This is a genomic window from Variovorax sp. 05L425, from assembly GCF_056397705.1.
Map to the genome: position 1 here is coordinate 22,679 of NZ_JBFTNY010000013.1, position 24,033 is coordinate 46,711.

The 24,033-nt window shown below is 65.4% G+C and carries 15 protein-coding genes; 8 read left to right on the top strand and 7 right to left on the bottom strand.

The window, feature by feature from the left end; translation table 11 throughout:
- Positions 1 to 22: 22 nt before the first annotated feature.
- From glgX to AC1DN9_RS15940, 3 genes are all read right to left on the bottom strand, one after another.
- On the bottom strand, positions 23 to 2,065 hold the full coding sequence (gene glgX, locus AC1DN9_RS15930) for a glycogen debranching protein GlgX (protein WP_478101796.1): 2,043 nt from the start codon (positions 2,063 to 2,065) through the stop codon (positions 23 to 25).
- Between the two features lie 616 nt (positions 2,066 to 2,681).
- Complete coding sequence (gene glgB, locus AC1DN9_RS15935) at positions 2,682 to 4,841, bottom strand: 1,4-alpha-glucan branching protein GlgB (protein ID WP_478101797.1); 2,160 nt, start codon at positions 4,839 to 4,841, stop codon at positions 2,682 to 2,684.
- Positions 4,831 to 6,480, bottom strand: coding sequence for an alpha-glucosidase (locus AC1DN9_RS15940; RefSeq protein WP_478101799.1), 1,650 nt, complete (start codon positions 6,478 to 6,480; stop codon positions 4,831 to 4,833). Before AC1DN9_RS15940 ends, glgB begins: the two co-directional genes overlap by 11 nt.
- 87 nt (positions 6,481 to 6,567) lie before the next feature.
- Between AC1DN9_RS15940 and leuS the strand changes: the two genes are divergently transcribed.
- From leuS to gshB, 8 genes are all read left to right on the top strand, one after another.
- Positions 6,568 to 9,210 carry a leucine--tRNA ligase gene (gene leuS / locus AC1DN9_RS15945; RefSeq protein WP_478101801.1) on the top strand — a complete coding sequence of 881 codons (2,643 nt, stop codon included), beginning with the start codon at positions 6,568 to 6,570 and terminating at the stop codon, positions 9,208 to 9,210.
- A gap of 5 nt (positions 9,211 to 9,215) precedes the next feature.
- Positions 9,216 to 9,788, top strand: coding sequence for an LPS-assembly lipoprotein LptE (locus tag AC1DN9_RS15950; RefSeq protein ID WP_478101803.1), 573 nt, complete (start codon positions 9,216 to 9,218; stop codon positions 9,786 to 9,788).
- A 28-nt stretch (positions 9,789 to 9,816) separates the two neighbouring features.
- Complete coding sequence (holA, locus tag AC1DN9_RS15955; protein WP_478101805.1) at positions 9,817 to 10,884, top strand: DNA polymerase III subunit delta; 1,068 nt, start codon at positions 9,817 to 9,819, stop codon at positions 10,882 to 10,884.
- Between the two features lie 82 nt (positions 10,885 to 10,966).
- A complete protein-coding gene (locus tag AC1DN9_RS15960; RefSeq protein ID WP_478101807.1) occupies positions 10,967 to 12,256 on the top strand; it encodes a glutamate-5-semialdehyde dehydrogenase in 1,290 nt (429 codons plus the stop codon).
- A gap of 94 nt (positions 12,257 to 12,350) precedes the next feature.
- A complete protein-coding gene (gshA, locus tag AC1DN9_RS15965) occupies positions 12,351 to 13,646 on the top strand; it encodes a glutamate--cysteine ligase (protein WP_478101808.1) in 1,296 nt (431 codons plus the stop codon).
- Positions 13,647 to 13,798: 152 nt separating this feature from the next.
- On the top strand, positions 13,799 to 15,667 hold the full coding sequence (locus tag AC1DN9_RS15970; RefSeq protein ID WP_478101810.1) for a potassium transporter Kup: 1,869 nt from the start codon (positions 13,799 to 13,801) through the stop codon (positions 15,665 to 15,667).
- A 52-nt stretch (positions 15,668 to 15,719) separates the two neighbouring features.
- Positions 15,720 to 17,036 carry a benzoate/H(+) symporter BenE family transporter gene (locus AC1DN9_RS15975; protein ID WP_478102048.1) on the top strand — a complete coding sequence of 439 codons (1,317 nt, stop codon included), beginning with the start codon at positions 15,720 to 15,722 and terminating at the stop codon, positions 17,034 to 17,036.
- 1 nt (position 17,037) lies between these two features.
- Positions 17,038 to 17,991, top strand: a complete 954-nt coding sequence (gshB, locus tag AC1DN9_RS15980; protein ID WP_478101812.1) for a glutathione synthase — start codon at positions 17,038 to 17,040, stop codon at positions 17,989 to 17,991.
- Here the strand turns inward: gshB and AC1DN9_RS15985 are convergent.
- From AC1DN9_RS15985 to AC1DN9_RS16000, 4 genes are all read right to left on the bottom strand, one after another.
- A complete protein-coding gene (locus AC1DN9_RS15985) occupies positions 17,951 to 19,285 on the bottom strand; it encodes a PepSY-associated TM helix domain-containing protein (RefSeq protein WP_478101814.1) in 1,335 nt (444 codons plus the stop codon). The two genes, gshB and AC1DN9_RS15985, sit on opposite strands and share 41 nt — an antisense overlap.
- A 19-nt stretch (positions 19,286 to 19,304) precedes the next feature.
- The gene (locus AC1DN9_RS15990; protein WP_478101816.1) at positions 19,305 to 21,524 is read right to left on the bottom strand and encodes a TonB-dependent receptor; all 2,220 of its coding nucleotides are present in this window, start codon (positions 21,522 to 21,524) and stop codon (positions 19,305 to 19,307) included.
- A 141-nt stretch (positions 21,525 to 21,665) separates the two neighbouring features.
- Positions 21,666 to 22,430, bottom strand: coding sequence for a class II glutamine amidotransferase (locus AC1DN9_RS15995; protein ID WP_478101818.1), 765 nt, complete (start codon positions 22,428 to 22,430; stop codon positions 21,666 to 21,668).
- 90 nt (positions 22,431 to 22,520) lie between these two features.
- Positions 22,521 to 23,993 carry a DHA2 family efflux MFS transporter permease subunit gene (locus tag AC1DN9_RS16000; protein WP_478101820.1) on the bottom strand — a complete coding sequence of 491 codons (1,473 nt, stop codon included), beginning with the start codon at positions 23,991 to 23,993 and terminating at the stop codon, positions 22,521 to 22,523.
- Positions 23,994 to 24,033: the final 40 nt, after the last annotated feature.

Sequence of the window (24,033 nt, forward strand, 5' to 3'; positions counted from 1 at the left end):
CATCCCGGCGGGCGATTGGCTCCTATGTTTTTGCGATCCAGAGGCTTCCCGGAGGCAATCTCTCCAGGCTTTGGAGCGACCGCGCGTGCGCGTCATCGGTGTCCGCGTCGCTGGCCAGTCGGCGAATCCACGATCCCGCCGGCAGTTGGAATGCGACTTCGTGCGTCTCGGCATTCACCAGGACCAGCCAATTCACGCCAGGCATCGGCGCTTCGAAGAGGATTGCCAGCGCATTCAGGTCGCCGCGCTCCCAGTCAGCCGTCGTCATGGCGTGTCCGTCCGGGGCCAGCCAGTGCAGCGCTGTATCGCCGAGTGAGGGAGCCGCGGGCCACCACTGCGCGTGGCGCAACGGCTCGGCCTCGCGGCGCAGCGCCAGCAGGCGGGCGACATACGCGACGAGACTGGCGTCGGCATGGTTCCAGTCCAGCCAAGTCGTGTCGTTGTCCTGGCAATAGGCGTTGTTGTTGCCGCCTTGGGTCTGGCCGAGCTCGTCGCCGGCCAGCAGCATCGGCGTGCCTTGCGACAGGAGCAACGCCGCCAGTAGTACGCGTTGCAGGCGTCGACGCTCGGCCAGTACGTCGGGGTCGTCGGTGTCGCCCTCGACGCCGCAATTGCGGCTGAGGTTGTGACTGTGGCCGTCACGGTTGTTCTCGCCATTGGCGAGGTTGTGGCGCTCGTTGTAGCTCAGCAGGTCGCGCAGGGTGAAGCCGTCGTGCGCGGTGACGAAGTTGACGTTGGCGGTGGGCGCGCGGCCGTCGTGCTGGAATGCATCGCTCGACGCCGTAAAGCGACGCGCGAACTCGCCGACGCCGACGCTCTGGTGAAGCCAGAAGCCGCGCTGCGTGTCGCGGAAGCGGTCGTTCCACTCCAGCCATCCGGGCGGGAATTCGCCGAGGCGGTAGCCGCCGGCGCCGACGTCCCAGGGCTCGGCGATGAGCAGTGCCTGGGCCAATACGGGGTCTTGCGCGACGGCGGCGAAAAACGGGGCGCGAGGATCGAACGTGCCGCCTTCGCGGCGGGCGAGGATCGGCGCGAGATCGAATCGAAAGCCGTCGACGCCGAGCTGCGTGACCCAATGGCGCAGGCTGTCCATCACGAGCTGCACGACGCGCGGCTCGGCAAGGTTCAGGCAGTTGCCGCAGCCGGTCCAGTTCTCATAGAGCGCGGGGGCGTCCGGCCGCAGGTGGTAGTAGAGCGCGTTGTCGATGCCGCGCAGACTCAGGGTGGGGCCGAGTTCGTCGGTCTCGGCGCTGTGGTTGAAGACCACGTCGATCACGACCTCCATGCCGCGTGCGTGCACGGCGTCCGTCATGGCGCGGAACTCGCTCGTGGGGGTTGTTCCCGGGCGGCCGCTCCAGTAGCGGGTTTCGGGGGCGAACCAGCCGATGGGGCTGTAGCCCCAGTAGTTGCTGAGACCGAGCGCGAGGAGACGCGATTCGTCTGCGCGGTGCTGGACGGGCATGAGGTTCAGGGTTGTGATGCCGAGGCGCTGGAAGTGGTCCAGAACAGCGGGTTCGGCGAGGCCGGCGTAGGTGCCGCGCAGGTCGGGGGGGACGACTGGATGGCGCTGGGTCTGGCCGCGTACGTGGAGTTCGTAGAGGACGCGGTCGGCTGGTGTGATTCGGGGGCGTTCCGGGGCTGCTGGCGGTAAGGGGGCGACGACGCGGGCTTTGAGGGCGATGGCTGCGTTATTGCGCGGGTCGGGTTGGTTGGGGTGCGAAGGGTCGTGGCCCAGGAACAGGTCTTCGCCGTTGTAGCGGCCTGCTACTTCGCGGGCGTAGGGGTCCAGGAGTACCTTGGCTGGGTTGAAGCGATAGCCCTCGTGAGGGGACCAGGGGCCGTGGACTCGGTAGCCGTAGATGAGGCCTGGGCGGGCGCTGGGGAGGAGGGTGTGCCAGATGCCATTGGTGTTTGTTGTCAGCCTCAGGCGTTGTTGCTCGTGTTGGGCTGTGGGGTCGAAGAGGCAGAGGTCTACTGCTGTGGCTCTCGGGGCGGCCAGGGCGAAGTTGACTCCTGCTGGGCCTGGGGTTGCGCCTAAGGGGTAGGGGGTGCCTGGGGTCAGCATTTTGGGTTGTTGGTGAGGCTGTGGGCCGGGACTCGCCCCGGCGGGCGACTTACTTTCTTTTGCTTCGCCAAAAGAAAGTAAGCAAAGAAAAGGCGACCCTGCTGTGGGCGTCCCTTCGCTTCGCTACGGGCAACCTGCGGTGCTCGCTTTTCGTGGGGTCCGCGCAAACTCGCTGCGCTCAAACACGCGCGGCCCTGATCCACGAAAAGCTCCGCTCCTCGGCACCCCCAGAAGGGAGTGCTCGGGCCGTCGCTTCGCTCGGCCTGCCGAATACCAATACCAATACCAATACCAATACCAACAGCCAACCCCAAACCCAAACCAAAAACACAAGGACGCGCCACGGCGCGTTCTGCCTTGGTATTGGTCTTCGTGTTGGGGTCCCCTCTGTGCGTGCCGAGGAGCGCAGCTTCAGGCGGATCAGGGCTGCGCGTGTTTGAGCGTAGCGAGTTTCGCGCGGACCCCGCCTGAAGCGAGCACCGCAGGTTGCCCGAAGCGAAGCGCAGGGACACGCACAGTGGGGTCGCCTTTCTTTTGCTTACTTTTCTTTGGCGAAACAAAGAAAAGTGAGTCGCCCGCCGGGGCGAGACCCGGCCCCCCACCTCAAAGAGACCAGTCAAACCACCACCCACATCAAGGTCCCCAACGGAGGCACAGAAACCACAACAGACTGCCGCTGTCCATGCCAAGCCAAGTCCTCGCTCCCCACAACCCCATTCCCCATCCCACTCCCCCCATACACAGCGTTATCGGTATTGATGATTTCCCGATAAGCCCCCGCCGCAGGCACCCCCAACCGATACCCATGCCTCACCACCGGCGTGAAGTTGCAAACAGCCACCACAAAGCTCCCATCCCGAGCCCGACGCACAAACGCAAACACCGACTGATCCACATCGTCATGACACAGCCACTCAAACCCGTGCGGCTCGCTGTCCATCTCGTGCAGCGCCGGGAAATGCCGATATACGTTGTTCAGATCCCTCACCAGTCGCCAAATCCCTTGATGAGAAGCCTGCTCGAGCAGATGCCAGTCCAGGCTCCGATCGGCGTCCCACTCGGCCCATTGCGCGAACTCCCCGCCCATGAAAAGCAGCTTCTTGCCCGGGTAGGCCCAGAGATACCCATACAGATTGCGCAGTCCCGCAAACTTCTGCCAGAGATCCCCCGGCATGCGCCCGATCATCGAGCCCTTGCCGTGCACCACTTCGTCATGCGACAGCGGCAGCACGAAGTTCTCGCTGTGGGCATACATCAGCCCGAAGGTGATTTGTTGGTGGCGGTACTTGCGGAAGACGGGATCGACACCGGCATAGGCCAGCGTGTCGTTCATCCAGCCCATGTTCCACTTGTAGTGAAAGCCGAGGCCGCCGCTTTCGGGAGGACGCGTCACGCCAGGGAAGCTGGTCGATTCCTCGGCGATGGTCACGGTGCCCGGCCGTTCCACGCCCACCACGTGGTTCATGCGGCGCAAGAAGTCGATCGCCTCCAGGTTCTCGCGGCCCCCCTGCGCGTTGGGCACCCATTGGCCCGGCTCCCGGCTGTAGTCGCGATAGAGCATCGACGCCACGGCATCGACGCGCAGGCCGTCCACGCCATAGCGCTCCAGCCAGTACAGCGCGTTGCCGACGAGGTAGTTGCGCACCTCCGTGCGTGCGTAGTTGAAGATGAGCGTCTGCCAGTCGTTGTGGAAGCCCTCGCGCGGATCGGCGTATTCGTAGAGCGCGGTGCCGTCGAAGCTGCCGAGGCCGTGCGAATCCGTCGGGAAATGCGCGGGCACCCAGTCGAGGATCACGCCGAGTCCGGCGGCATGCGCCGCTTCGACGAAGGCGCGGAAATCACCGGGTGTGCCGAAGCGCGAGGTCGGGGCGTAGAGGCCGATCGGCTGGTAACCCCAGGAACCATCGAAGGGATGCTCGCTGATCGGCAGGAGCTCGATGTGGGTGAAGCCCATGTCGCGCGCATAGGGCACCAGCGTGTCGGCCAGTTCGCGGTAGTCGAGCCATTCGTGACCGTTCTTGCGTCGCCATGAGCCCATGTGCACCTCGTAGATGCTGATGGGTGCGTTGCGAGCGTTGGCTTGGGCCCGCCCGGCCGGCACTTTGGCCGGCGGCGGCAGCGGCTGGACGACGCAGGCGGTGTCGGGCCGCAGCCGGGCGGAGAAGCCGAAGGGATCGGCCTTGCGCAGCACGTGGCCGTGGGCCGACAGGATCTCGAATTCGTAGCTGTCGCCGGGCGCGAGGTGCGGCGCGAAGATCTCCCACACGCCGCATTCGCGCCGCAGCCGCATCATGTGACGGCGGCCGTCCCATTGGTTGAAGTCGCCGACCACCGACACGCGGCGCGCGTTCGGCGCCCACACCGCGAAGGCGACGCCGCGCACGCCGTCTATCTCGCGCAGATGCGCACCGAGTTGCTCGAAGGGGCGCAGGTGCGTGCCTTCCGCCAGCAGCCAGACATCGGTTTCGCCCAGCACGGGCGGGAAGCGATAGGGGTCTTCGAGCAGCGAACTGTGCGTGCCCCAGTCGACGTGAAAGCGATAGCCGAGCCGGGCTTCCGATGCGGGAACGAGCCCGGCGAACAGATCGCTGTCGCCTTGCCGGCCCAACTCCGCCAGCGGCCAGCCTGACTCGGACTGCATGACCGTCACGGACTTTGCGCCGGGCAACAGGGCGCGAACCCGCAAGCCCTCGTCCGTCCGATGCGGGCCCAGCACGGCGAAAGGATCGCCGTGCTCGGCGCGCATCAGGGCACGGACTTCGGAATCAGGAAGCATGGAGCGGTTCTCCGAAGAAAACGCCGAAGGGCGGCAGCATGAGGGTCGTGCCTTCGACCTGTGCGCCGGCAACGGGCGCGTCCGTCATCGGCTCGAGCGCTTGCGGCAAGGCCAGTGAGGTCGACTCGGCGGAGAGGTTGAACACCGCCTGGATGGCGGAATCGCCCAGACGCCGCTCGAACCAGAGCAATGGTTCGGGCGCATCGAGGAACTGCATGCTGCCCGTTTGGAGCAATGGCTGCCGGCGCCGCCAGCGCAGCAGGGCGCGGCTGAAATGGAGCATCGACTCCGAATCGTTCGCCTGGCGATCGATGGCCAGCGCAATATGCTTGTCGGAAACTGGCAGCCACGGCGTGCCGCTCGTGAAACCGGCCTGATGCAAATCGGCAACCCACGGTATCGGTGTGCGAGCGCCGTCGCGGCCCTTGAATTCCGGCCAGAACGCACGTCCGTACGGATCCTGCAGCAACTCGAAGGGCACCTCGGCCTCGGGCAAGCCGAGTTCCTCGCCCTGGTAGACGCTCGCGCTACCGCGAAGCGATAACAGCAGGGCGAGCCAGAGCCGGTCACGACGGGTGTCGTCCGGGCCGCCGGCATTCCAACGGGTGGCGACGCGCGGCACATCGTGATTCGACACGGCCCAGCAACCCCAACCGTTGGTTTTTGCCAGCGCGCGGTCGAGCGCCTCGACCTGCGTGCGCACATGGCGCGCGCTGTGCTCGCTCGTGAGCAGGCTGAAGCTGTAGGCCAGATGCAGGCGCTTGCCATGTTCCGTGTACTGCGCCATCACGGGCGGCGCGTCCTCGTCGCCGACCTCGCCGAGCGCCACGGCGCCGTATTCGTCGAGAAGGGCACGCAGCCGTTCGAGAAAGCGCAGGTTTTCCGGCTGGCTCTTGTCGTACAAGTGCTGCTGCATCGCATAGGGGTTGTCGGCGCGCACCGTGCTCACTGCGCCGCCGTCCGCCGGCGGGTTGTCGCGCAATTGCGGATCGTGGAACTGGTGGTTGCAGGCATCGAAGCGGAAGCCGTCGACGCCGCGTTCGCACCAGAAGCGCACCTCGCCGAGCAGGGTGTCCTGCACGGCGGTGCAGTGAAAGTTGAGGTCGGGTTGTTCGGCCAGGAAGCTGTGCAGGTAGTACTGCCGCCGCCGCGAATCCCATTGCCACGCCGACCCGCCGAAAACCGACAGCCAGTTGTTGGGCGGCGTGCCGTCGGGCCGGGGATCGGCCCAGACATACCAGTCGGCCTGTGGGTTCTGGCGGCTTGCCCGGCTGGCGGCGAACCAGGCGTGCTGGTCGGACGTGTGCGAAAGCACCTGGTCGATGATCACCTTGAGGCCCAGCGCGTGGGCGCGGGCGAGAAGTGCGTCGAAGTCCTCCAGCGTGCCGAACATCGGGTCGACCGCGCGGTAATCGGCGACGTCGTAGCCGAAATCCTTCATCGGCGACCGAAAAAAGGGCGAAACCCAGATCGCGTCCACGCCCAGCTCGGCCACATGGTCGAGCCGGGCAGTGATGCCCGGCAAGTCGCCAATGCCATCGCCGTTGCTGTCCATGAAGCTGCGCGGGTAGATCTGGTAGATCACCGCTCCGCGCCACCAGTCCTTGACCATGGGAAGCCTCTCGGGTTCGTAAATCATTGTGGCATGCGAGAAGTGGGCCATCTCAGTACCCGCGATAATCCGCCTTCCCCCGGCCGCCTGGCGCCGGGCCGTTGCCCAAGCCCAATGAACCCCAGCTACAAACCCAGTGACGTCGAGTCCGCAGCCCAGGCCTACTGGACGGCTGCCGACGCTTACCGCGTGACCGAGGACGCGCGCAAGAAGAAGTACTACGCCTGCTCGATGCTGCCCTACCCCAGCGGCAAGCTGCACATGGGCCACGTGCGCAACTACACCATCAACGACATGCTCACGCGCTACCTGCGCATGAGCGGCTACAACGTCCTGATGCCCATGGGCTGGGACGCCTTCGGGCTGCCGGCAGAGAACGCTGCGCTCAAGAACGGCGTTCCGCCGGCGCAGTGGACCTACGAGAACATCGGCTACATGAAGAGCCAGCTCCAGGCCATGGGCCTGGCGATCGACTGGAGCCGCGAGATCGCGACCTGCGATCCGAGCTACTACAAGTGGAACCAGTGGCTGTTCCTGAAGATGCTCGAAAAGGGCATCGCGTACCGCAAGACGCAGGTCGTCAACTGGGACCCGGTCGACCAGACCGTGCTGGCCAACGAGCAGGTGATCGACGGCAAGGGCTGGCGCACGGGCGCCACCGTCGAGCGGCGCGAAATCCCCGGCTACTACCTCAAGATCAGCGACTACGCCGAGGAACTGCTGGAGCACACCCAGCACAAGTTGCCGGGCTGGCCCGAGCGCGTCAAGCTGATGCAGGAGAACTGGATCGGAAAGAGCGAAGGCGTGCGCTTCGCCTTCATGCACAAGATCAAGGATGACAAGGGCAAGTTGATCCAGGGCGGCCGCATGTACGTCTTCACGACGCGCGCCGACACCATCATGGGCGTGACCTTCTGCGCCGTGGCGCCGGAGCATCCGCTCGCACTGCACGCCGCGAAGCACAACCCGAAGCTCGCCGCGTTCATCGAGGAATGCAAGGCCGGCGGCACCACCGAGGCCGAACTCGCCACCCAGGAAAAGAAGGGCGTGCCCACCGGCCTGACCGTGACGCACCCGATCACCGAGGAGCAGGTTCCACTCTGGGTCGGCAACTACGTGCTGATGAGCTACGGCGATGGCGCCGTGATGGGCGTGCCTGCGCATGACGAGCGTGACTTCGCGTTTGCGAACAAGTACGGCATCGAGATCATCCAGGTCGTGCTGGTCGACGACGAGCCGCACTTCGACTATCACCGCTGGCAGGACTGGTACGCCGACAAGCAGCGCGGCGTGACCATCAATTCGGACAACTTCAGCGGCATGTCGCACGTCGAGGCCGTCAAGGCCGTGGCGCATGCGCTCGAGCAGAAGGGCCTGGGTGCGATGCAGACCACCTGGCGCCTGCGCGACTGGGGCGTGAGCCGCCAGCGCTACTGGGGTACGCCGATCCCGATCATCCATTGCGAAGAGCATGGCGCCGTGCCGGTGCCGGCGCATGACCTCCCGGTCGTTTTGCCGACCGATTGCGTGCCCGACGGATCGGGGAACCCCCTCGCGAAGCACGAGGGCTTCCATGCGGGCGTCGTGTGTCCGGTGTGCGGCAAGGCCGCACGGCGCGAGACCGACACGATGGACACCTTCGTCGACAGCTCGTGGTACTTCATGCGCTACTGCGATCCGAAGAACGACGACGCCATGGTGGCCGAAGGCGCGAAGTACTGGATGCCGATGGACCAGTACATCGGCGGCATCGAGCACGCGATCCTGCACCTGCTCTATGCGCGCTTCTGGACCAAGGTGATGCGCGACCTCGGCCTCGTGAAGGTCGACGAGCCTTTCAGCAAGCTGCTCACGCAGGGCATGGTGCTCAACCACATCTTCTACACGCGCGGCGAGAAGGGCGGCAAGGAGTACTTCCCGCCCTCGGATGTGACGCCCGTGCTCGATGCGCAGGGCCGGATCACCGGCGGCACGCTGGCCGACGGAACGAAGCTGGAATACGGTGGCGTCGGCAAGATGGGCAAAACCGAGCGCAACGGCGTCGATCCGCAGGATCTGATCGAAAAATACGGCGCCGATACCGCGCGGCTCTACACCATGTTCACCGCGCCGCCCGAGGCGACGCTCGAATGGAACGATGCAGCGGTGGAAGGCAGCTACCGCTTCCTGCGCCGGGTCTGGAATTTCGGCGTGGCGCTTCAGGGGGCGACGTCCGGTGCAGGCGCCGCCACGCAAGCTCCCGTCTTCGGCAAGGACGCCAAGGCGCTGCGGCGCGAGGTGCACACGGTGCTGCGCCAGGTCGACTACGACTACCAGCGCATGCAATACAACACGGTGGTGTCGGGTGCGATGAAGCTGCTCAATGCGCTCGAAGGCTTCAAGCCCGAAGCCGCCGATGCGGGTGACCGCGCTGCCGTGCGCGAAGGCATGGGCATCCTGCTGCGGTGCCTCTATCCGGCGACGCCGCACATCGCGCACCAGCTGTGGCACGAACTGGGCTATGACAAGGACATGGGCGATCTGCTCGATGCGCCATGGCCCGTGGTCGACGTCGGTGCGCTCGAGCAGGACGAGATCGAGCTGATGCTGCAGATCAACGGCAAGCTGCGCGGCTCGCTGCGTGTTCCGGCGGCCGCGACGAAGCAGGAGATCGAGAAGCTCGCGCTCGCCAGCGAAGCCTTCATCAAGCACGCGGAAGGCGCTCAGGCCAAGCGGGTGATCGTGGTGGCGGGGCGGCTGGTCAACGTGGTGGTATGAGGGGCATGAACGCCGCTCGGCCGCCCGAAGGCGTTCGCACCGCAGTGCGAAGCACGAAGGTTACCCAATACACACGCCGTGCGCTGCCGCGCCGCGGGTTTCTCGCCGCCGTTTCGGCTTCGCTCGTGCTGGCGGGCTGCGGCTTCGAGTTGCGCAAGGCGCCGAACTTCTCATTCAAGACCATCGCCGTGCCGGGCAACACTGCCTTTGCGAACTACGTGCGTCGCAATCTGCGTTCGGCGGGTACCGTCGAGGTGCTGCCGGCGGATCAGGTGAACAAGGCCGAGGCCGTGCTTGAGATCCTGGCCGAGAACCGCGAAAACATCGTGATCTCCACCAACGCGGCAGGCCAGGTGCGCGAAATGCAATTGCGCCTGACGGTGCGTTTCCGGTTGCGCGGGCAGGGCGGCAAGGAATTGCTGGCTCCGGCCGAGATCGCGCAGACGCGCGACATCACCTACAACGAAACCGTTGCGCTGGCGAAGGAAGCCGAAACCGAACTGCTGTTCCGCGACATGCAGACCGATATCGCCCAGCAGATTCTTCGACGCCTCGCTGCCGCAAAGCCAGTGGCGTGATGATGCTCTCCCCCAGGCCTGGATCGGTATGCAACTGACGGCGGCGCAGCTTTCGGGGCATCTCGCGAAGCGGGTCGCGCCGCTTTACGTCATTCATGGGGATGAGGCGCTTCTCGCGCAGGAAGCAGCGGATGCGATTCGCGTGGCGGCGCGGGCGCAGGGGTACACCGAACGCAGTGCTTACACGGTGGCAGGTGCGCATTTCGACTGGAGTGCGGTGCTCGCTGCCGGTGGTTCGCTGAGTCTTTTCGCCGATCGGCAGATCGTGGAGATCCGCATTCCGTCCGGCAAGCCGGGCAAGGACGGCAGCGTGGCGCTCCAGCAGATCGCGGACGCGGCACAGGGCAATGAGAGCACGCTCACGCTGGTGATGCTGCCGCGCCTGGACAAGGCGACGCGGACGGGCGCATGGTTCTCGGCGTTGGAGAACAATGGCGTCAGCCTGCAGATCGAGACCATCGAGCGCGCCGCGTTGCCGCCGTGGATCGCGCAACGCCTCGCGCAGCAGGGCCAGCGCGTGAAGAGCGGCGAAGAGGGCCAGCGTACGCTGCAATTCTTTGCCGATCGCGTGGAGGGCAATCTGCTTGCTGCACATCAGGAGATTCAGAAACTTGCGCTGCTGTACCCGGAAGGCGAACTGAGCTGGGAGCAGGTCGAGGGCGCAGTGAACAACGTCGCGCGCTACGACGTCTTCAAGTTGTCCGAGGCCGTGCTGGCGGGCAATCCGCAGCGCGTGGCTCGGATGCTCGACGGCTTGCAGGCCGAGGGCGAAGCCGAGGTGCTGGTTCACTACACGCTGGCCGAGGACATCCGTGCGCTGAAGCGTGTCAAAGATGCCATGTCCGCCGGCCGGCCGCTGCCCATGGCGCTGCGCGAAAACCGGATATGGGGACCGCGCGAGCGCGCCTTCGAGCGTGTCTTGCCACGGCTGGACGACCGCGCGCTGGCGCGCATGCTGCGCGCGGCGCATGTGGTCGATGGCATCGTCAAGGGCTTGAAGCAGCCAGACTGGCCGGCCGACGGATGGCAGGCGCTACAGCGACTGGCGCTGATGCTTTGTCGGGCGTGCGCAAGTCCTGCTGCGGCTTCGCGGTGACAGATGCTCGGCGGCGCACAAAAATGGTGCGAACTCGCCCCTTCGTGACGATTGCCCTTTGGGGGCGCGGCACAATCCGGGAATGAATATGTTGAATGTCCCCGACTATGTGCGGGCTCTGGGTTCGCAGGCCAAGGAGGCCTCGACCCTGATGGCGCGCGCGGATGCCGCCACCAAGAACAAGGCTCTCAGGGCCTTGGCGCGCCGTTTGCGCGCCGCCGGCGACGTGCTGGCCGAGGCCAATGCCAAGGATCTTTCCCGCGCTGAAGGCGCCGGCCTCTCGGCGCCGATGGTGGATCGCCTCAAGCTGACGCCGAAGGTCATCGAGACCGTCGCCCTGGGTTGCGAGCAACTGGCGGCCATGCCCGACGTGATCGGCGAAGTCATCGGGATGAAGCAGCAGCCCAGCGGCATCCGTGTCGGCCAGATGCGCGTGCCCATCGGCGTGTTCGGCATGATCTACGAGAGCCGGCCGAACGTGACCATCGAGGCCGCAAGCCTGGCGATCAAGAGCGGCAACGCGGCGATCCTGCGCGGCGGTTCGGAGGCCATCGAATCGAACAAGGCGCTGGCCTTGCTCGTCGCCGAATCGCTCGCTGAGGCGGGCCTGCCGGCCGCCGCCGTCCAGCTCGTACAGACCACCGACCGCGAGGCTGTGGGCCAGCTGATTGCGATGCCCGAATTCGTCGACGTCATCATCCCGCGCGGCGGCAAGGGACTGATCGAGCGCATCAGCCGCGATGCCAAGGTGCCGGTGATCAAGCATCTGGACGGCAATTGCCACGTGTACGTGGACGACACAGCCGAACTCGACATGGCCTTGAAGATCGTCGACAACGCCAAGACGCAGAAGTACAGCCCCTGCAATGCCGCCGAGGGCCTGCTGGTGGCCGCGTCGATCGCCGAGACTTTCCTGCCGGAGATCGGCGCGATCTTCGCGGCCAAGGGCGTGGAAATGCGTTGCGATCCTGCCGCCGCGCGAATCCTGCGCGAAGGCCTGAACGCGCCCGGCAAGGCCGTGGTGGACGCCGTGGAGTCGGATTGGTCGGAGGAGTACCTCGCGGCGGTCATCAGCATCAAGGTCGTCGAGGGTGTGGACGAAGCGATTGCGCATGTCAACCGGTACTCGAGCCACCACACCGATGCAATCGTCACGCGCGACCACATGAACGCGCAGCGCTTCTTGCGCGAAGTTGACTCGGCCAGCGTGATGGTCAACGCGAGCACCCGGTTCGCCGATGGTTTCGAGTTCGGTCTGGGCGCCGAAATCGGCATCAGCACCGACAAGTTTCATGCGCGGGGCCCGGTTGGCATCGAAGGCCTGACTTCCTTGAAATACGTCGTACTCGGCCAAGGCGAAGTCAGGACCTGACCGCCCGGCCTCTTCTTGTGACTTGTCATTGGGGCGGCAGCCCCAAAATCTACAATTCCCTTTTGCCCCGATACAAATCCAAGAAGGCCGCCGCATGGTCCCCCACCTCGTCACCGCTCTGAACGGCCCGATCAACGAACTCGAGCAGCGCATTCTCGATTCCACGCCGGCCATCGAGCGCTGGTTCCGGCTCGAGTGGATGGAGCACACGCCGCCGTTCTACAGCTCGGTCGACATCCGGAACGCGGGCTTCAAGCTGGCGCCGGTCGACACCAATCTCTATCCTGGCGGCTGGAACAACCTGACGCAGGAGATGCTGCCGCTGGCCGTGCAGGCAGCGCAGGCCGCGATCGAGAAGATCTGTCCCGAGGCGCGCAACCTGCTCGTGATTCCCGAGAACCATTCGCGCAACACCTTCTACCTGGCGAACGTGGCGCAACTGGTGCGCATCTTCCACATGGCGGGACTCAACGTCCGGGTCGGATCGATCGATCCGGCGATCAAGTCGCCAAAGAAGATCGAACTGCCTAACGGCGAGACGGTGTGCCTGGAGCCTGTGGTCCGCAGCAAGCGGCGCCTCGGGCTCAAGCACTTCGATCCCTGCACGATCCTGCTCAACAACGACCTCGCGGCCGGCACGCCGGGCATCCTCGAGGACCTGCACGAGCAATACTTGCTGCCGCCGCTGCACGCCGGCTGGTCGGTGCGCCGCAAGAGCAATCACTTCCACAGCTACGAAGAGGTGTCCAAGCGCTTCGGCAAGCTGCTGGGCATCGACCCCTGGCTGATCAATCCGATGTTTGCCAAGGCCGGCGAGATCAGTCTCGCCACAGGCCAAGGAGTCGACGTGCTGACCAGCCACGCGGATGCCCTGCTGACCAAGATTCGCCGGAAGTACAAGGAATACGGCATCAACGAGAAGCCCTTCGTGATCGTCAAGTCCGACAACGGACAGGACGGCATGGGGGTCGTGACGGTGCGCGATGCCAAGGAAATCGAGGCGCTTGCCCGCAAGTCGCGCAGCAAGGCCGGCGCGTCCAAGGACGGGCAGGAGCCGAGCGAGGTGATCGTTCAGGAAGGCGTGCTCACCAATGAGCGCGTGCATGACGGTGTCGCCGAGCCCGTGGTCTACATGATGGACCGCTACGTGGTCGGCGGCTTCTATCGGGTGCACGCGGAACGCAGCCCCGACGAGACGCTCAAGCTGCCGGGTGCGAGCTTCGTGCCGCTGGCGTTTTCAGAGAGTGCGCACTTACCGCAGCCGGGCGCGAAACCCGGAGCGAGCGCGCCCAACCGCTTCTACATGTACGGCGTGATCGGGCGCCTGGCCATGGTGGCGGCCAGCTACGAACTCGAGGCTACCAACCCCGACGCCGAAATCTATGAATGATTTCGGACTACATCTTGCGGGCCCTCGCGGCGGCGGCAAAATAGCGACCCCATAGCAACGCAAAAACGAGGGCGGAGGCGATGCGGCGGCCAGGTAGGGCGGCCGACGCACCCGGGTGCATCACCCGGAACGCCGCCCTTTGCATCGACTTCGTGTCCGCCCCTAAATCCTCCTCCCTCGCGTTGATCCTCGCGGCGATCGGCGTCGTCTATGGCGATATCGGCACGAGCGTTCTCTATGCGGTCAAGGAGGTGTTCGGCCACGGCCACGTCCCCTTCACGATCGAGAACGTCTACGGCATCCTGTCGATGTTCTTCTGGACCCTGACGGTGATCGTCTCGCTCAAGTACGTCGTCCTCGTGCTCCGCGCGGACAACGAGGGCGAGGGCGGGCTGGTCGCGATGCTCGCCCTGGCGTCGCAGGCGGTGGTCGACAAACCCCGGTTGCGGCATGTGCTGCTGGTGGTCGGCATTTTCGGCACCTCGCTTTTCTACGGCGACGGCGTCATTACGCCGGCCATCTCGGTGCTGTCGGCGGTCGAGGGCCTGGAGGTCATCTCGCCGGAGTTCCGGCACTACGTCATTCCGATCACGCTGGTCGTGCTGTTCTGCCTGTTCGCCGTGCAGAAGCGCGGCACCGCGGGCATCGGGCGGTTTTTTGGACCGATCACACTGTTGTGGTTCGGGGCGATCGCGCTGCTCGGCGTGTCGCAGATCGTGACCCATCCCGAAATCCTGAAGGCGCTGAGCCCGTTCTATGCGCTGCGCTTCATGTGGGGCAACCCGCTCACCAGCTTCATCATCCTGGGTGCGACGGTGCTGTGCGTGACCGGCGCCGAGGCGCTCTACGCCGATCTCGGCCACTTCGGCAAGCGACCGATCCGCGTCGCCTGGTTCTCGGTGGTGATGCCCGCGCTCACGCTCAACTACTTCGGCCAGGGCGCGCTGCTGCTCGAGAACGCGGAGGCCGTGAAGAACCCGTTCTTCATGATGGCCCCTGAATGGGCGCTGCTGCCGCTGGTGTTTCTCGCCACCGCCGCCACGGTGATCGCGTCCCAGGCCCTCATCACCGGCGCCTTCAGCGTCACACGGCAGGTGATCCAGCTCGGCTACCTGCCGCGCCTGAACATCGAGCACACCAGCGTGCGCACCACCGGCCAGATCTACATGCCCTTCGTCAACTGGGGCTTGTTCGTCGCGATCGTGCTGGCGGTGCTGATGTTCCGCTCGTCGAGCAACCTGGCGGCTGCATACGGTATCGCCGTGACGACCGACATGCTGATCACGACGGTGCTGACCTTCTTCGTGATTCGTTATGCGTGGAAGTACCCGCTGATCCTTTGCATTGGCGCGACGGGCGCTTTCTTCGTGGTCGACTTCCTTTTCTTCGCATCGAACCTGCTCAAGCTGTTCGAGGGTGGCTGGTTCCCGCTCCTGATCGGCGGCTCGATCTTCATGCTGATGCTGACCTGGAAGGAAGGCCGGCGCCTCATGGGCGAAATGCAGTTGGCCGAGGCCATCGACCTGCGCAGCTTCCTGGATTCGGTGTTCGTCAGCCCGCCGGCGCGTGTCGACGGCACGGCGGTGTTCCTGACCGCTGAGCCGGGCGTGGTGCCGAATGCGCTTCTGCACAACCTCAAACACAACAAGGTGATGCACGACCAGAACCTCTTCGTCACGGTGCGCAACCACGAGGTGCCCTGGGTTCCCATGGACAAGCGCATCGAGATGGAGCCACTGGGGCATCACTGCTGGCAGGTCGTCGTCCACTACGGATTCAAGAACGACGTGGACCTGCCACGCGCGCTGGAACATGCCCGCCTGCGCGGCTGCCAGATCGAACCGATGGCGACCAGCTACTTCCTGTCGCGCGACGTGGTGATCCCCACGCTGGGCAGCGGCATGGCCCCGTGGCGTGAAAAGCTGTTTGCGCAAATGCACCACAGCGCGAGCGGAGCGGCGGACTTCCTGGGCCTGCCGAACAACGCCGTGGTCGAACTCGGATCGAAGATCGAGATCTAGCTCTGATCTAGCTCGCCCCCAGGTTGGCTCACTTCGTGTAGCCGCCCACCCCCTGCCGGGGGCAACACCAGCGGCCCGGCAAAGCCGGTTCCGCGGTGTTTCCCGAATGATTGCGACGGGCCGGCACAATCTGGACATGCGATTTTTCAAGGACCTGAGTCTTTCGGCCTTTACCGCGGGGTTTGTTGCGGTGCTTGTGGGTTTCACGAGTTCGGTGGCGATCGTGTTCCAGGCTGCACAGGCATTCGGGGCGACGCCCGAGATGATTTCCTCCTGGATGTGGGCGTTGGGCCTCGGCATGGGGCTGGCCTCGGCGCTGCCTTCGCTGTGGTGGCGGAAGCCGGTGATGATTGCCTGGAGTACGCCGGGTGCTGCGGTGCTGGCGGTGGCTGGCGCGGGCTATTCCATGAACGAAGCGGTGGGCGCGTTCATCGTTTGTGCGGTGTTGATGACGCTTGCCGGCGCGACTGGCTGGTTCGAGCGGGTGATGAACAAGATCCCGATGGCGCTCGCTTCTGCGCTGCTGGCCGGGGTGCTGGCCCGCTTTGGCTTGCAAGCCTTCCTGGCTGCCCAGACCGCATTGCCGCTGGTGCTCCTGATGCTTGGCACTTATCTGATCGGCAAGCGGATGCTGCCGCGCTACGCGGTTCCGCTCACGCTGCTCGTGGCGATCGCTTTCGTCGCCGCGCACGGCGAGCTCGCCTGGGGCGCGGTGCATTTCAGCTTGGCGATGCCGGTCTTCACGATGCCGGTCTTCAACTGGCACGCCGTGGTCAGCCTGGCGCTGCCGCTGTTCGTGGTGACGATGGCGTCGCAGAATCTTCCCGGCGTTGCAGCGATTCGGGCGGCGCGCTATGAATTGCCGGTGTCCAAGCTCATCACGATCAGCGGGCTGACGACGCTGGTGCTGGCGCCTTTCGGTGCGTTCGCGCTCAATCTCAGCGCCATCACCGCTGCGATCTGCATGGGCCGCGAGGCGCATGAAGACCCGGCGCGCCGCTACACCGCGGCAGTGAGTTGCGGCGCGATCTATGTGGTGATCGGGCTGTTCGGCGCGGCCGTCACCGGCCTGCTGACTGCATTTCCGAAAGAACTCGTCGCCGCGATCGCCGGGCTGGCGCTCCTGGGCACCATCGGCGGCGGACTTGCCACCGCGGTGCAGGACGAATCGCACCGCGAGGCCGCGTTGATCACCTTCCTCGTCACGCTCTCGGGCGTCACGCTCCTTGGCATCGGCTCCGCCTTCTGGGGTGTGGCGGCCGGCGCCGTCGCGCTGGGCATCCAGCAACTCGGGCGCAGACCCTTCGTCGGCAAGGACATCCCCACTGCCCGCAAGATCAAGTCCGACAACGCCGGAAAGACCTTCTGAAATGCACATCCTCTTCGTCGCCGACCCGCTCGCGCACTTCAAGATCTACAAGGACACGACCTTCTCGATGATGCGGGAGGCGCAACGGCGTGGCCACACCATCTCGGTTTGCGAACCCCGCGACATGAGTTGGCAACGCGGCCGACCGGTCACGGCCAGGATCCGTGCGATCACGCTGACCGGCTCGCCGGACGACTGGTTCCGCGAAGAGTCCGTCGAAGAGCGACCGCTGCGCGACTTCGACGTCGTGTTGATGCGCAAGGACCCGCCCTTCGACGCCGAGTACATCTACGCGACGCACCTGCTCGAACAGGCCGAGCGCGAGGGCGCGCGCGTGGTCAACAAGCCGCGTTCATTGCGCGATCACCCGGAAAAGCTCGCGATCATGGAGTTCTCGGAATTCACCACGCCCACGCTGGTGACCCGCGACGCCGCCGCGGTGCGCGCCTTTCACGCCGAGCACCAGGACATCATCCTGAAGCCGCTCGACGGCATGGGCGGCATGGGCATCTTCCGCGTCAAGGTCGACGGGCTGAACCTCGGATCGATCGTCGAGACGCTCAACAAGGAGGGTGCCGAAACGATCATGGTGCAGCGCTTCGTGCCCGAAATCTCGCAAGGCGACAAGCGCGTGCTGGTGATCGGCGGGCAGGCAGTGCCCTACAGCCTCGCGCGCATTCCGCAGGGGACCGAGGTGCGCGGCAATCTGGCCGCCGGTGGCAAGGGCGTGGCGCAGCCGCTGACGGATCAGGATCGCCGGATCGCCGAAGCCATCGGCCCGGTGCTGAGCGCCCGAGGGCTGCTGTTGATCGGTCTGGACGTGATCGGCGGCTCGCTGACCGAGATCAACGTGACCAGCCCCACGTGCTTCCAGGAGATCACCGAACAGACCGGCTTCGACGTGCCGGCCATGTTCATCGACGCGCTCGAAGCGGAGCTGAAGAAGGCGGCTTGACGGCGCCGGCGGGCTTGCCTGCCTTGCCCGGCTTTCGCCCTTTGCCGTGGCCGAGCTGCGCCTGGAGCAGGCGGGCGCGGCGTTTTCTTGCCCAGATGACGATGCCGGTGACCGACAGCATCGCCACCATCACACCCATGAACGACATCAGGATGCGCCCCGGCAGGCCGAGGATGCGTCCTGAATGCAAGGGGAACTGCAGCTGCACGAACACGTCGGCCGCGGTTCCTTCCCATGGTCGGTTCTGGCTCAGCACGCGTCCGTCCTGCGCGTCGATGTAGAGATTGCTCAGCCCCATACCGCCTTCGGCGTGGTCGTTGTCGGCCTGGAAGAACGAGACGTTGTAGAAGCCGCTGCGCTTCTCGTAGTAGATGCCGCCGAGCGGTGTCGTCCACCCGCGTGCCCGTGCCTCCGCATCGGCGATGCGCACCACCTCGGCGAAGCCGAGCTTCGGCGTCACTTCCTGCCCGAGCGGCACCATCGCGCGTGTCTCGTACGGGCCGGGCGTGGTCTTGGAGACCAGCGAGAGCACGGGATAGAAGACCTCGCGATAGAGGTTGAGGGAAAACGACGTGAAGGCGATCGCGATGATCGCCAGCCAGACCCACAGGCCGCCGGCGCGGTGCAGGTCGAAGTTGAGCTTGTAGCCACCGGCACGCCAGCGCATCAACCACGAGGGCTTCCATCGCGCCCACCACGTCGCGGCGTCTCGATGGTGCGGTGCGCGGGAGCCGGCCGGAACGCGCAGGCGGCGCGGCATGGTGAGGTATAGCGCTACGAAGCTGTCGAGCAACCACACCAGAGCGACGGTGCCCATGATCCAGTAGCCGATGCGGTCCGTGCCCCACATCGCTGGTATATGCAGGCTGTAGTGCACGGTGCGGAGGAAGGGCATCAGGTTCTCGCGCGACAACGAGACAGCGTGCGTGTCGCGCCGACCCTTGATCTCGCCCGTCACCGGATCGACGTGGACCTTGTCGTAGCCGAGGACGTAAGGCTGGCCCGTGGCGGGGTCGATGCGCGGCTCGACGAAGTAGCCCGCGGTGTGGCCTTTCTCGAAGCCGAGCGAGATGTAGGTCACCTTGGCGCGCGGGTCCGAGGCTTCCACCGCGGCAGCGAGTGCCATCGGATCGCGGAACGGACCCTGGCTGTCGGTCAGGTAGAGATCGCTGTTGAGCCACTCGTCGAGCTCATGATCCCAGGAGGTGACCGCGCCGGTGAGGCCGGCGACGATCAGGAACAGCGCGACCGCGAGACCCAGCCAGCGATGGACCACCGTCCAGATTGCGCGCATGGCTGTGCTCCCTCCCTGATCAGAACTCGACGGAAGCGGTCAGGCTGAAGGTGCGTGGGTTGCCGAGTACCAGGTAGCCCGCGCCCGGATAGCCACCGACCGAGGCCCAGTAGTCGCGATTGGCCACGTTGTTCACGCGCGCACGCACCGTCACCAGCTTGCCGGCCACGTCGGTGACGTAGCGCGCGCCGATGTCCAGGCGTCCCCAGCCAGGCACGCGCAGGGTGTTCAGGTCGTCCGCGTAGCTGGCGCCAGTTGCGATGACACGGCCGTCGAGCGTGAGACCCGGCACGCCCGGCACGTCCCATTCCAGCCCGATGGTGCCCTGCTGGTCCGGCACGCCGATGACCTTGTTGCCGTTCGTCGCGGGGTTGCCGGTGTCTCGCTGCACGGCGTCTAGGAAGGTCACTCCGCCCAGGACCCGGAAGCCCTTGATCGGCTCGCCGAAGACCGTGAGTTCGAGACCTTGGTGGCGATCCTGGCCCTCGGCCACGAACAGCCCTGCCGCATTGCGCAAGGCGCGCGGCTTCTCGATCGAGAACAGCGCAGCGGTGGCGCCGAGCCCTCCGGCTTCGTACTTGACGCCGATTTCCTGCTGCTTGGCGACGTAGGGATCCAGCGTCTGGCCCACGTTGACCACCGGAAGTCCGCCGACTTGCGCCGGCGCCGTTTCGCCCGGCGAGAGGTTTTCGACGTAGTTCGCGTACGCGGACAGTTCCTTGCTGAACTTGAAGACGACGCCTGCGGCAGGGCTGGTATGGCTCTCGTCGTTGCCGCCTGCGGGCGCGCCCGTGTCATAGGCGAAGTTGTCGATGTTGAGGGTCTGGCGACGCGCTCCCAGCGTGAACAGCAGTGTGTCGTCCAAGAAGGACATGGTGTCGCCGAGGACGTAGCTCGTCAGGCGCTTTTCCTGCGTGAGCGCCGGGGAGGCCAGGTTGTTGCCACCAAGCGCGAAGGGCCCGAACGCAGGCAGCGGTGAATAGACGGGGTCGTAGAGGTTCGTCGCCTGGGTGTTGAGGAAGTCGAAGCGATAGGCGTTCTTGCGCTCGGAATTGAAGTAGTCATAGGACGCGACCAGCGTGTGCTTGACCGGGCCCGTCCTGACGGTGCCGCGAATGCCGACCTGGGCCGCCTTCACGTCTTCCTCCGCCGTGTTGTCGAAGCGGTATGTGGTGCCCGCGCCCGTGAAAGCGTTGTCCACCGTGAGGTTGGCGAGCGAATTCGCTTCGCTGCCGTTGCGCGCGCCGGCGGCGAACCAGCCGGTGACGTTGTCGCTGAAGTCATACTCGCCCCGCAGGGTGCCGAAGGTGTCGCGTTCGTTCGAATAGGTCCACGGCTGCGCCCAATTGGTGGTGGCATCCGGCGGCGACGGCACGCGGGTGACGCCGCTTGCCAGCGTGACGTTCGTGCGCGTCTGGTTCAGGCGGTGGTCCTGATAGCCGATGTCCGCGGAAAGGCGCGCATTGCGACTGCGCCAGTCGAGACCGACGGATGCCACGTCGAGGTTCACGCCTTCGTAGTCGACACCCGTGCCGCCTTCGCGATGGGCCGCGTTGACGCGGATCCCCACACTGTCGTCCGGTCCGAAGCGGCGCGCGATGTCGGCTGCACCATAGAGTTCGGAGCCAGTGGCACCGCCCAGCGTGATTTGCGTGAGAGGCTCGTTGCCGGCGCGCTTGGGTGACAGGTTGACTGAGCCGCCGATGCCATCGCCGCCAGGTGCCGCGCCGTTCAGGAATGCGCTGGGGCCGCGCAGCACTTCCACGCGCTCGAAGAGTTCGGACGAGATGTATTGGCGCGGCAGCAGGCTGTAGATCCCGTTGTACGCGATGCTGTCGGAGCCCAGGAGGAAGCCGCGGATGAAATACGTTTCCTGGAAGTTGCCGAAACCGCGTGCGACGCGGACGGACGGGTCGTTCAGAAGCACGTCGCCCACGCTGCGGGCTTGCTGGTTCTGGATGAGTTCGTTGGTGTAGCTCGTCGCGCTGAAGGGCGAATCCATGTTGTCGAGCGTGCCCAGGATGCCGAAACGCCCGCCGCGGGCGACCTGCCCGCCCGCGAAAGGCTTGGTCAGGCCGGCTGCCGAGGCGTCTGCGCTGGCTTCGACCGTCACGGTGGCCAAGTTTCCGCCCGATTCGGCTGGCGATGCGGGTGCTGTTTGCGCCGTCGCGATCAGTGTCTGGAGCGCTAGGGTGGTGGCAAGGGCGACGGGACGGAGCGGAAACCGGACTGAAGGCATTGGGCTCTTGGGATGCGTAAATGAGAATGGTTATTATCTCCGTTGGCTTGGCAACGAAGGTTCTCATGCGCATGAAAAGAGCCGGCGTCGTTGTTTTCAGGTCAAACAGAGCCTCGGCTGCACCGTCCCGGTGCGCAGGCGTCAGCCCTTGCGGCGTCCGTCCACGAACACCGCCAACTCCTGCGGCGCGAAGGCCGTCCAGGTTTCGTTGGTCGTCAGCGGGGCCGTCACGACGACCGCGACGCGATCGTTCGGGGTGGTGTGCTGCGCGAAATCAATGCTGAGATCCTCATCGGACAATTCGGCCGTGAGGAAAGGATGCTTGCGCTCGACATACCAGAGATGCGTCGACGCGTGCGCCCACAGCGCCTGCCCGTTCGACAGCATGAAATTGAAGGTCCCATGGGTCGCGAGTCGCGGCGCGAGTTCGCGAAGTGTGAGCGTGAGTTCGTCAATGCTCGGAACGTCGGCATGGGACTTGGCGAGCTCTTGCATGATCCAGCAGAAGGCGTGCTCGCTGTCGGTGCTGCCGACGGGATGGAAGCTGCCGTGCAGGCGCGGTCTGAAATCCTTCAGGTCGCCGTTGTGGGCGAAAACCCAATAGCGGCCCCAGAGCTCCCGCACGAAGGGGTGGCAGTTCTGCAGGTTCACCGCGCCCTGCGTGGCCTTGCGGATGTGGGCGATGACATTGCGGCTCTTGATGGGATAGCGCCGGATCAATTCGGCCACCGGCGATTCGCAAGCCGGCTGATGGTCGACGAAGTGCCGCAGTCCCCGATCCTCGAAAAAGGCGATACCCCAGCCGTCCGCATGGTGGTCGGTGCGCCCGCCGCGCTGCGCGAAGCCCGTGAAGCTGAAGGTCACGTCGGTCGGCGTGTTGCAGTTCATTCCCAGGAGCTGGCACATCTTGCAAGCTTACCCCCAGGCTCGCGCACTTCGTGTCGCTCTCCACGGCGGTTCCCGAAGGCTGCGCGCTGCGCGGCCGCGCGATTTCGCTTATCGGGCGGGTTGTTCGCTCAGGTTCTTCGGGGCTTTTTCACGCAGTTGGAGGGCGGCGCAGATGGCCAGGGCGCAGAGGCCGGCCAGCATGGCGAAGACTTCGTTGAAGGCCTCGAGGCGAGCGGCGCTGCTGACGGGGTTGTTGAGCGAATCGCCGTGGGCTGCCAGGCGCCATTCGAGAATGACGGCGCAGAGGCTGACGCCGGCGGCGCCGCCGAGCATGCGCAGGAAATTGATCGCGCTCGCACCCTGCGGGATCAGCGGCTTGGCGAGCGGCCGCATCGATCCGAGATTGAGCGACGGGAGGATGAATCCCAGTCCGAGTCGGCCGACGATGGCGAAGGCGACGAGCAGCCAAATTCCGCTGTCGAGATGCAGCACCATCATCAGCGCGAAGGACGCGGCCAGCAGCGCCAGGCCGATGCTGACCAGCAGATAGGTCGGATGCCGGTCGGCCAGCCTGCCGACGCCGGCGATGGTCAGTGCGAGCACGATGCCGGCCGGCAACAGGATGGTGCCGACGTGCGAGGCCGAGAGTTGCAATCCGACCTGCATGTAGACGGGCAGCAGGTACGTCGATCCGAACAGCGCGGTGCCGTAGATGAAAGCCACGATGCTTCCCATGGCGAACTGCCGGTACTTGAAAAGCGACAGATTCATCAGCGGTGCCCCGCCGGCCGCCGCGAATCGGGCCTGCCATGCCAGGAAGGCGCCGAAGGAGATGCCTGCCGCCGCCAGCAGCGCGGTTGCCTGCAGCGGCGCGTCGCCGCGGAGTTCGACCAGTCCGTTCAGGAGGCACAGCGTGCCGACGGTGCCGAGCACCAGTCCGCGCCAGTCGAGTCCGCTGCCGCGCTCGGCGGCCACGCCGCCCGGTGCGGTGGTCGGCACGAACTTGAAGGCCAGCCAGATCGAGGCGATGCAGAACGGCACCACCATGAAGAAGATCGACCGCCATCCGAACAGGTCCACCAGCACGCCGCCGATGCTCGGCCCGATGGCCGGCGCGAGCACGACGCCCATGCCGAAAATGCCGCTCGCGCGACCTTGCTCGTGAGGTTCGAAGGCCCGCAGGATGATGATGGCCGGGATCGGCTGCACGACGCCTGCCGCCAGCCCTTCCGCCACTCGCGCAATCAGGACGAGGGAGAAGTTGGCCGCCAGACCGCCCGTCATCCCACCTGCCAGCAGCAGCACCATCGTGCCGACGTAAGTGCGGCGGTAGCCGTAGCGGGAGAGGAGCCACGGCGTGGTCAGCATCGAGACCGTCATCGCGACCATGAAGCCGGAACTGACCCACTGCGCGCGTTCTTGTCCGAGCAGGAAGTGGTGGCTCATGCCGGGAATGGCCACGTTCACGATCGTGGACGACATGATCGATGCCATGACACCGACCATCACGGACATCAGCAACAGCCAACGATATCGCTTGCCGTAGCGGCTGCTCAGGGTTTGTGGGAGAGGTTGATTCATGGAGCGGAGCCGATTCGGGCCGTCCTACAAGGATATCGGC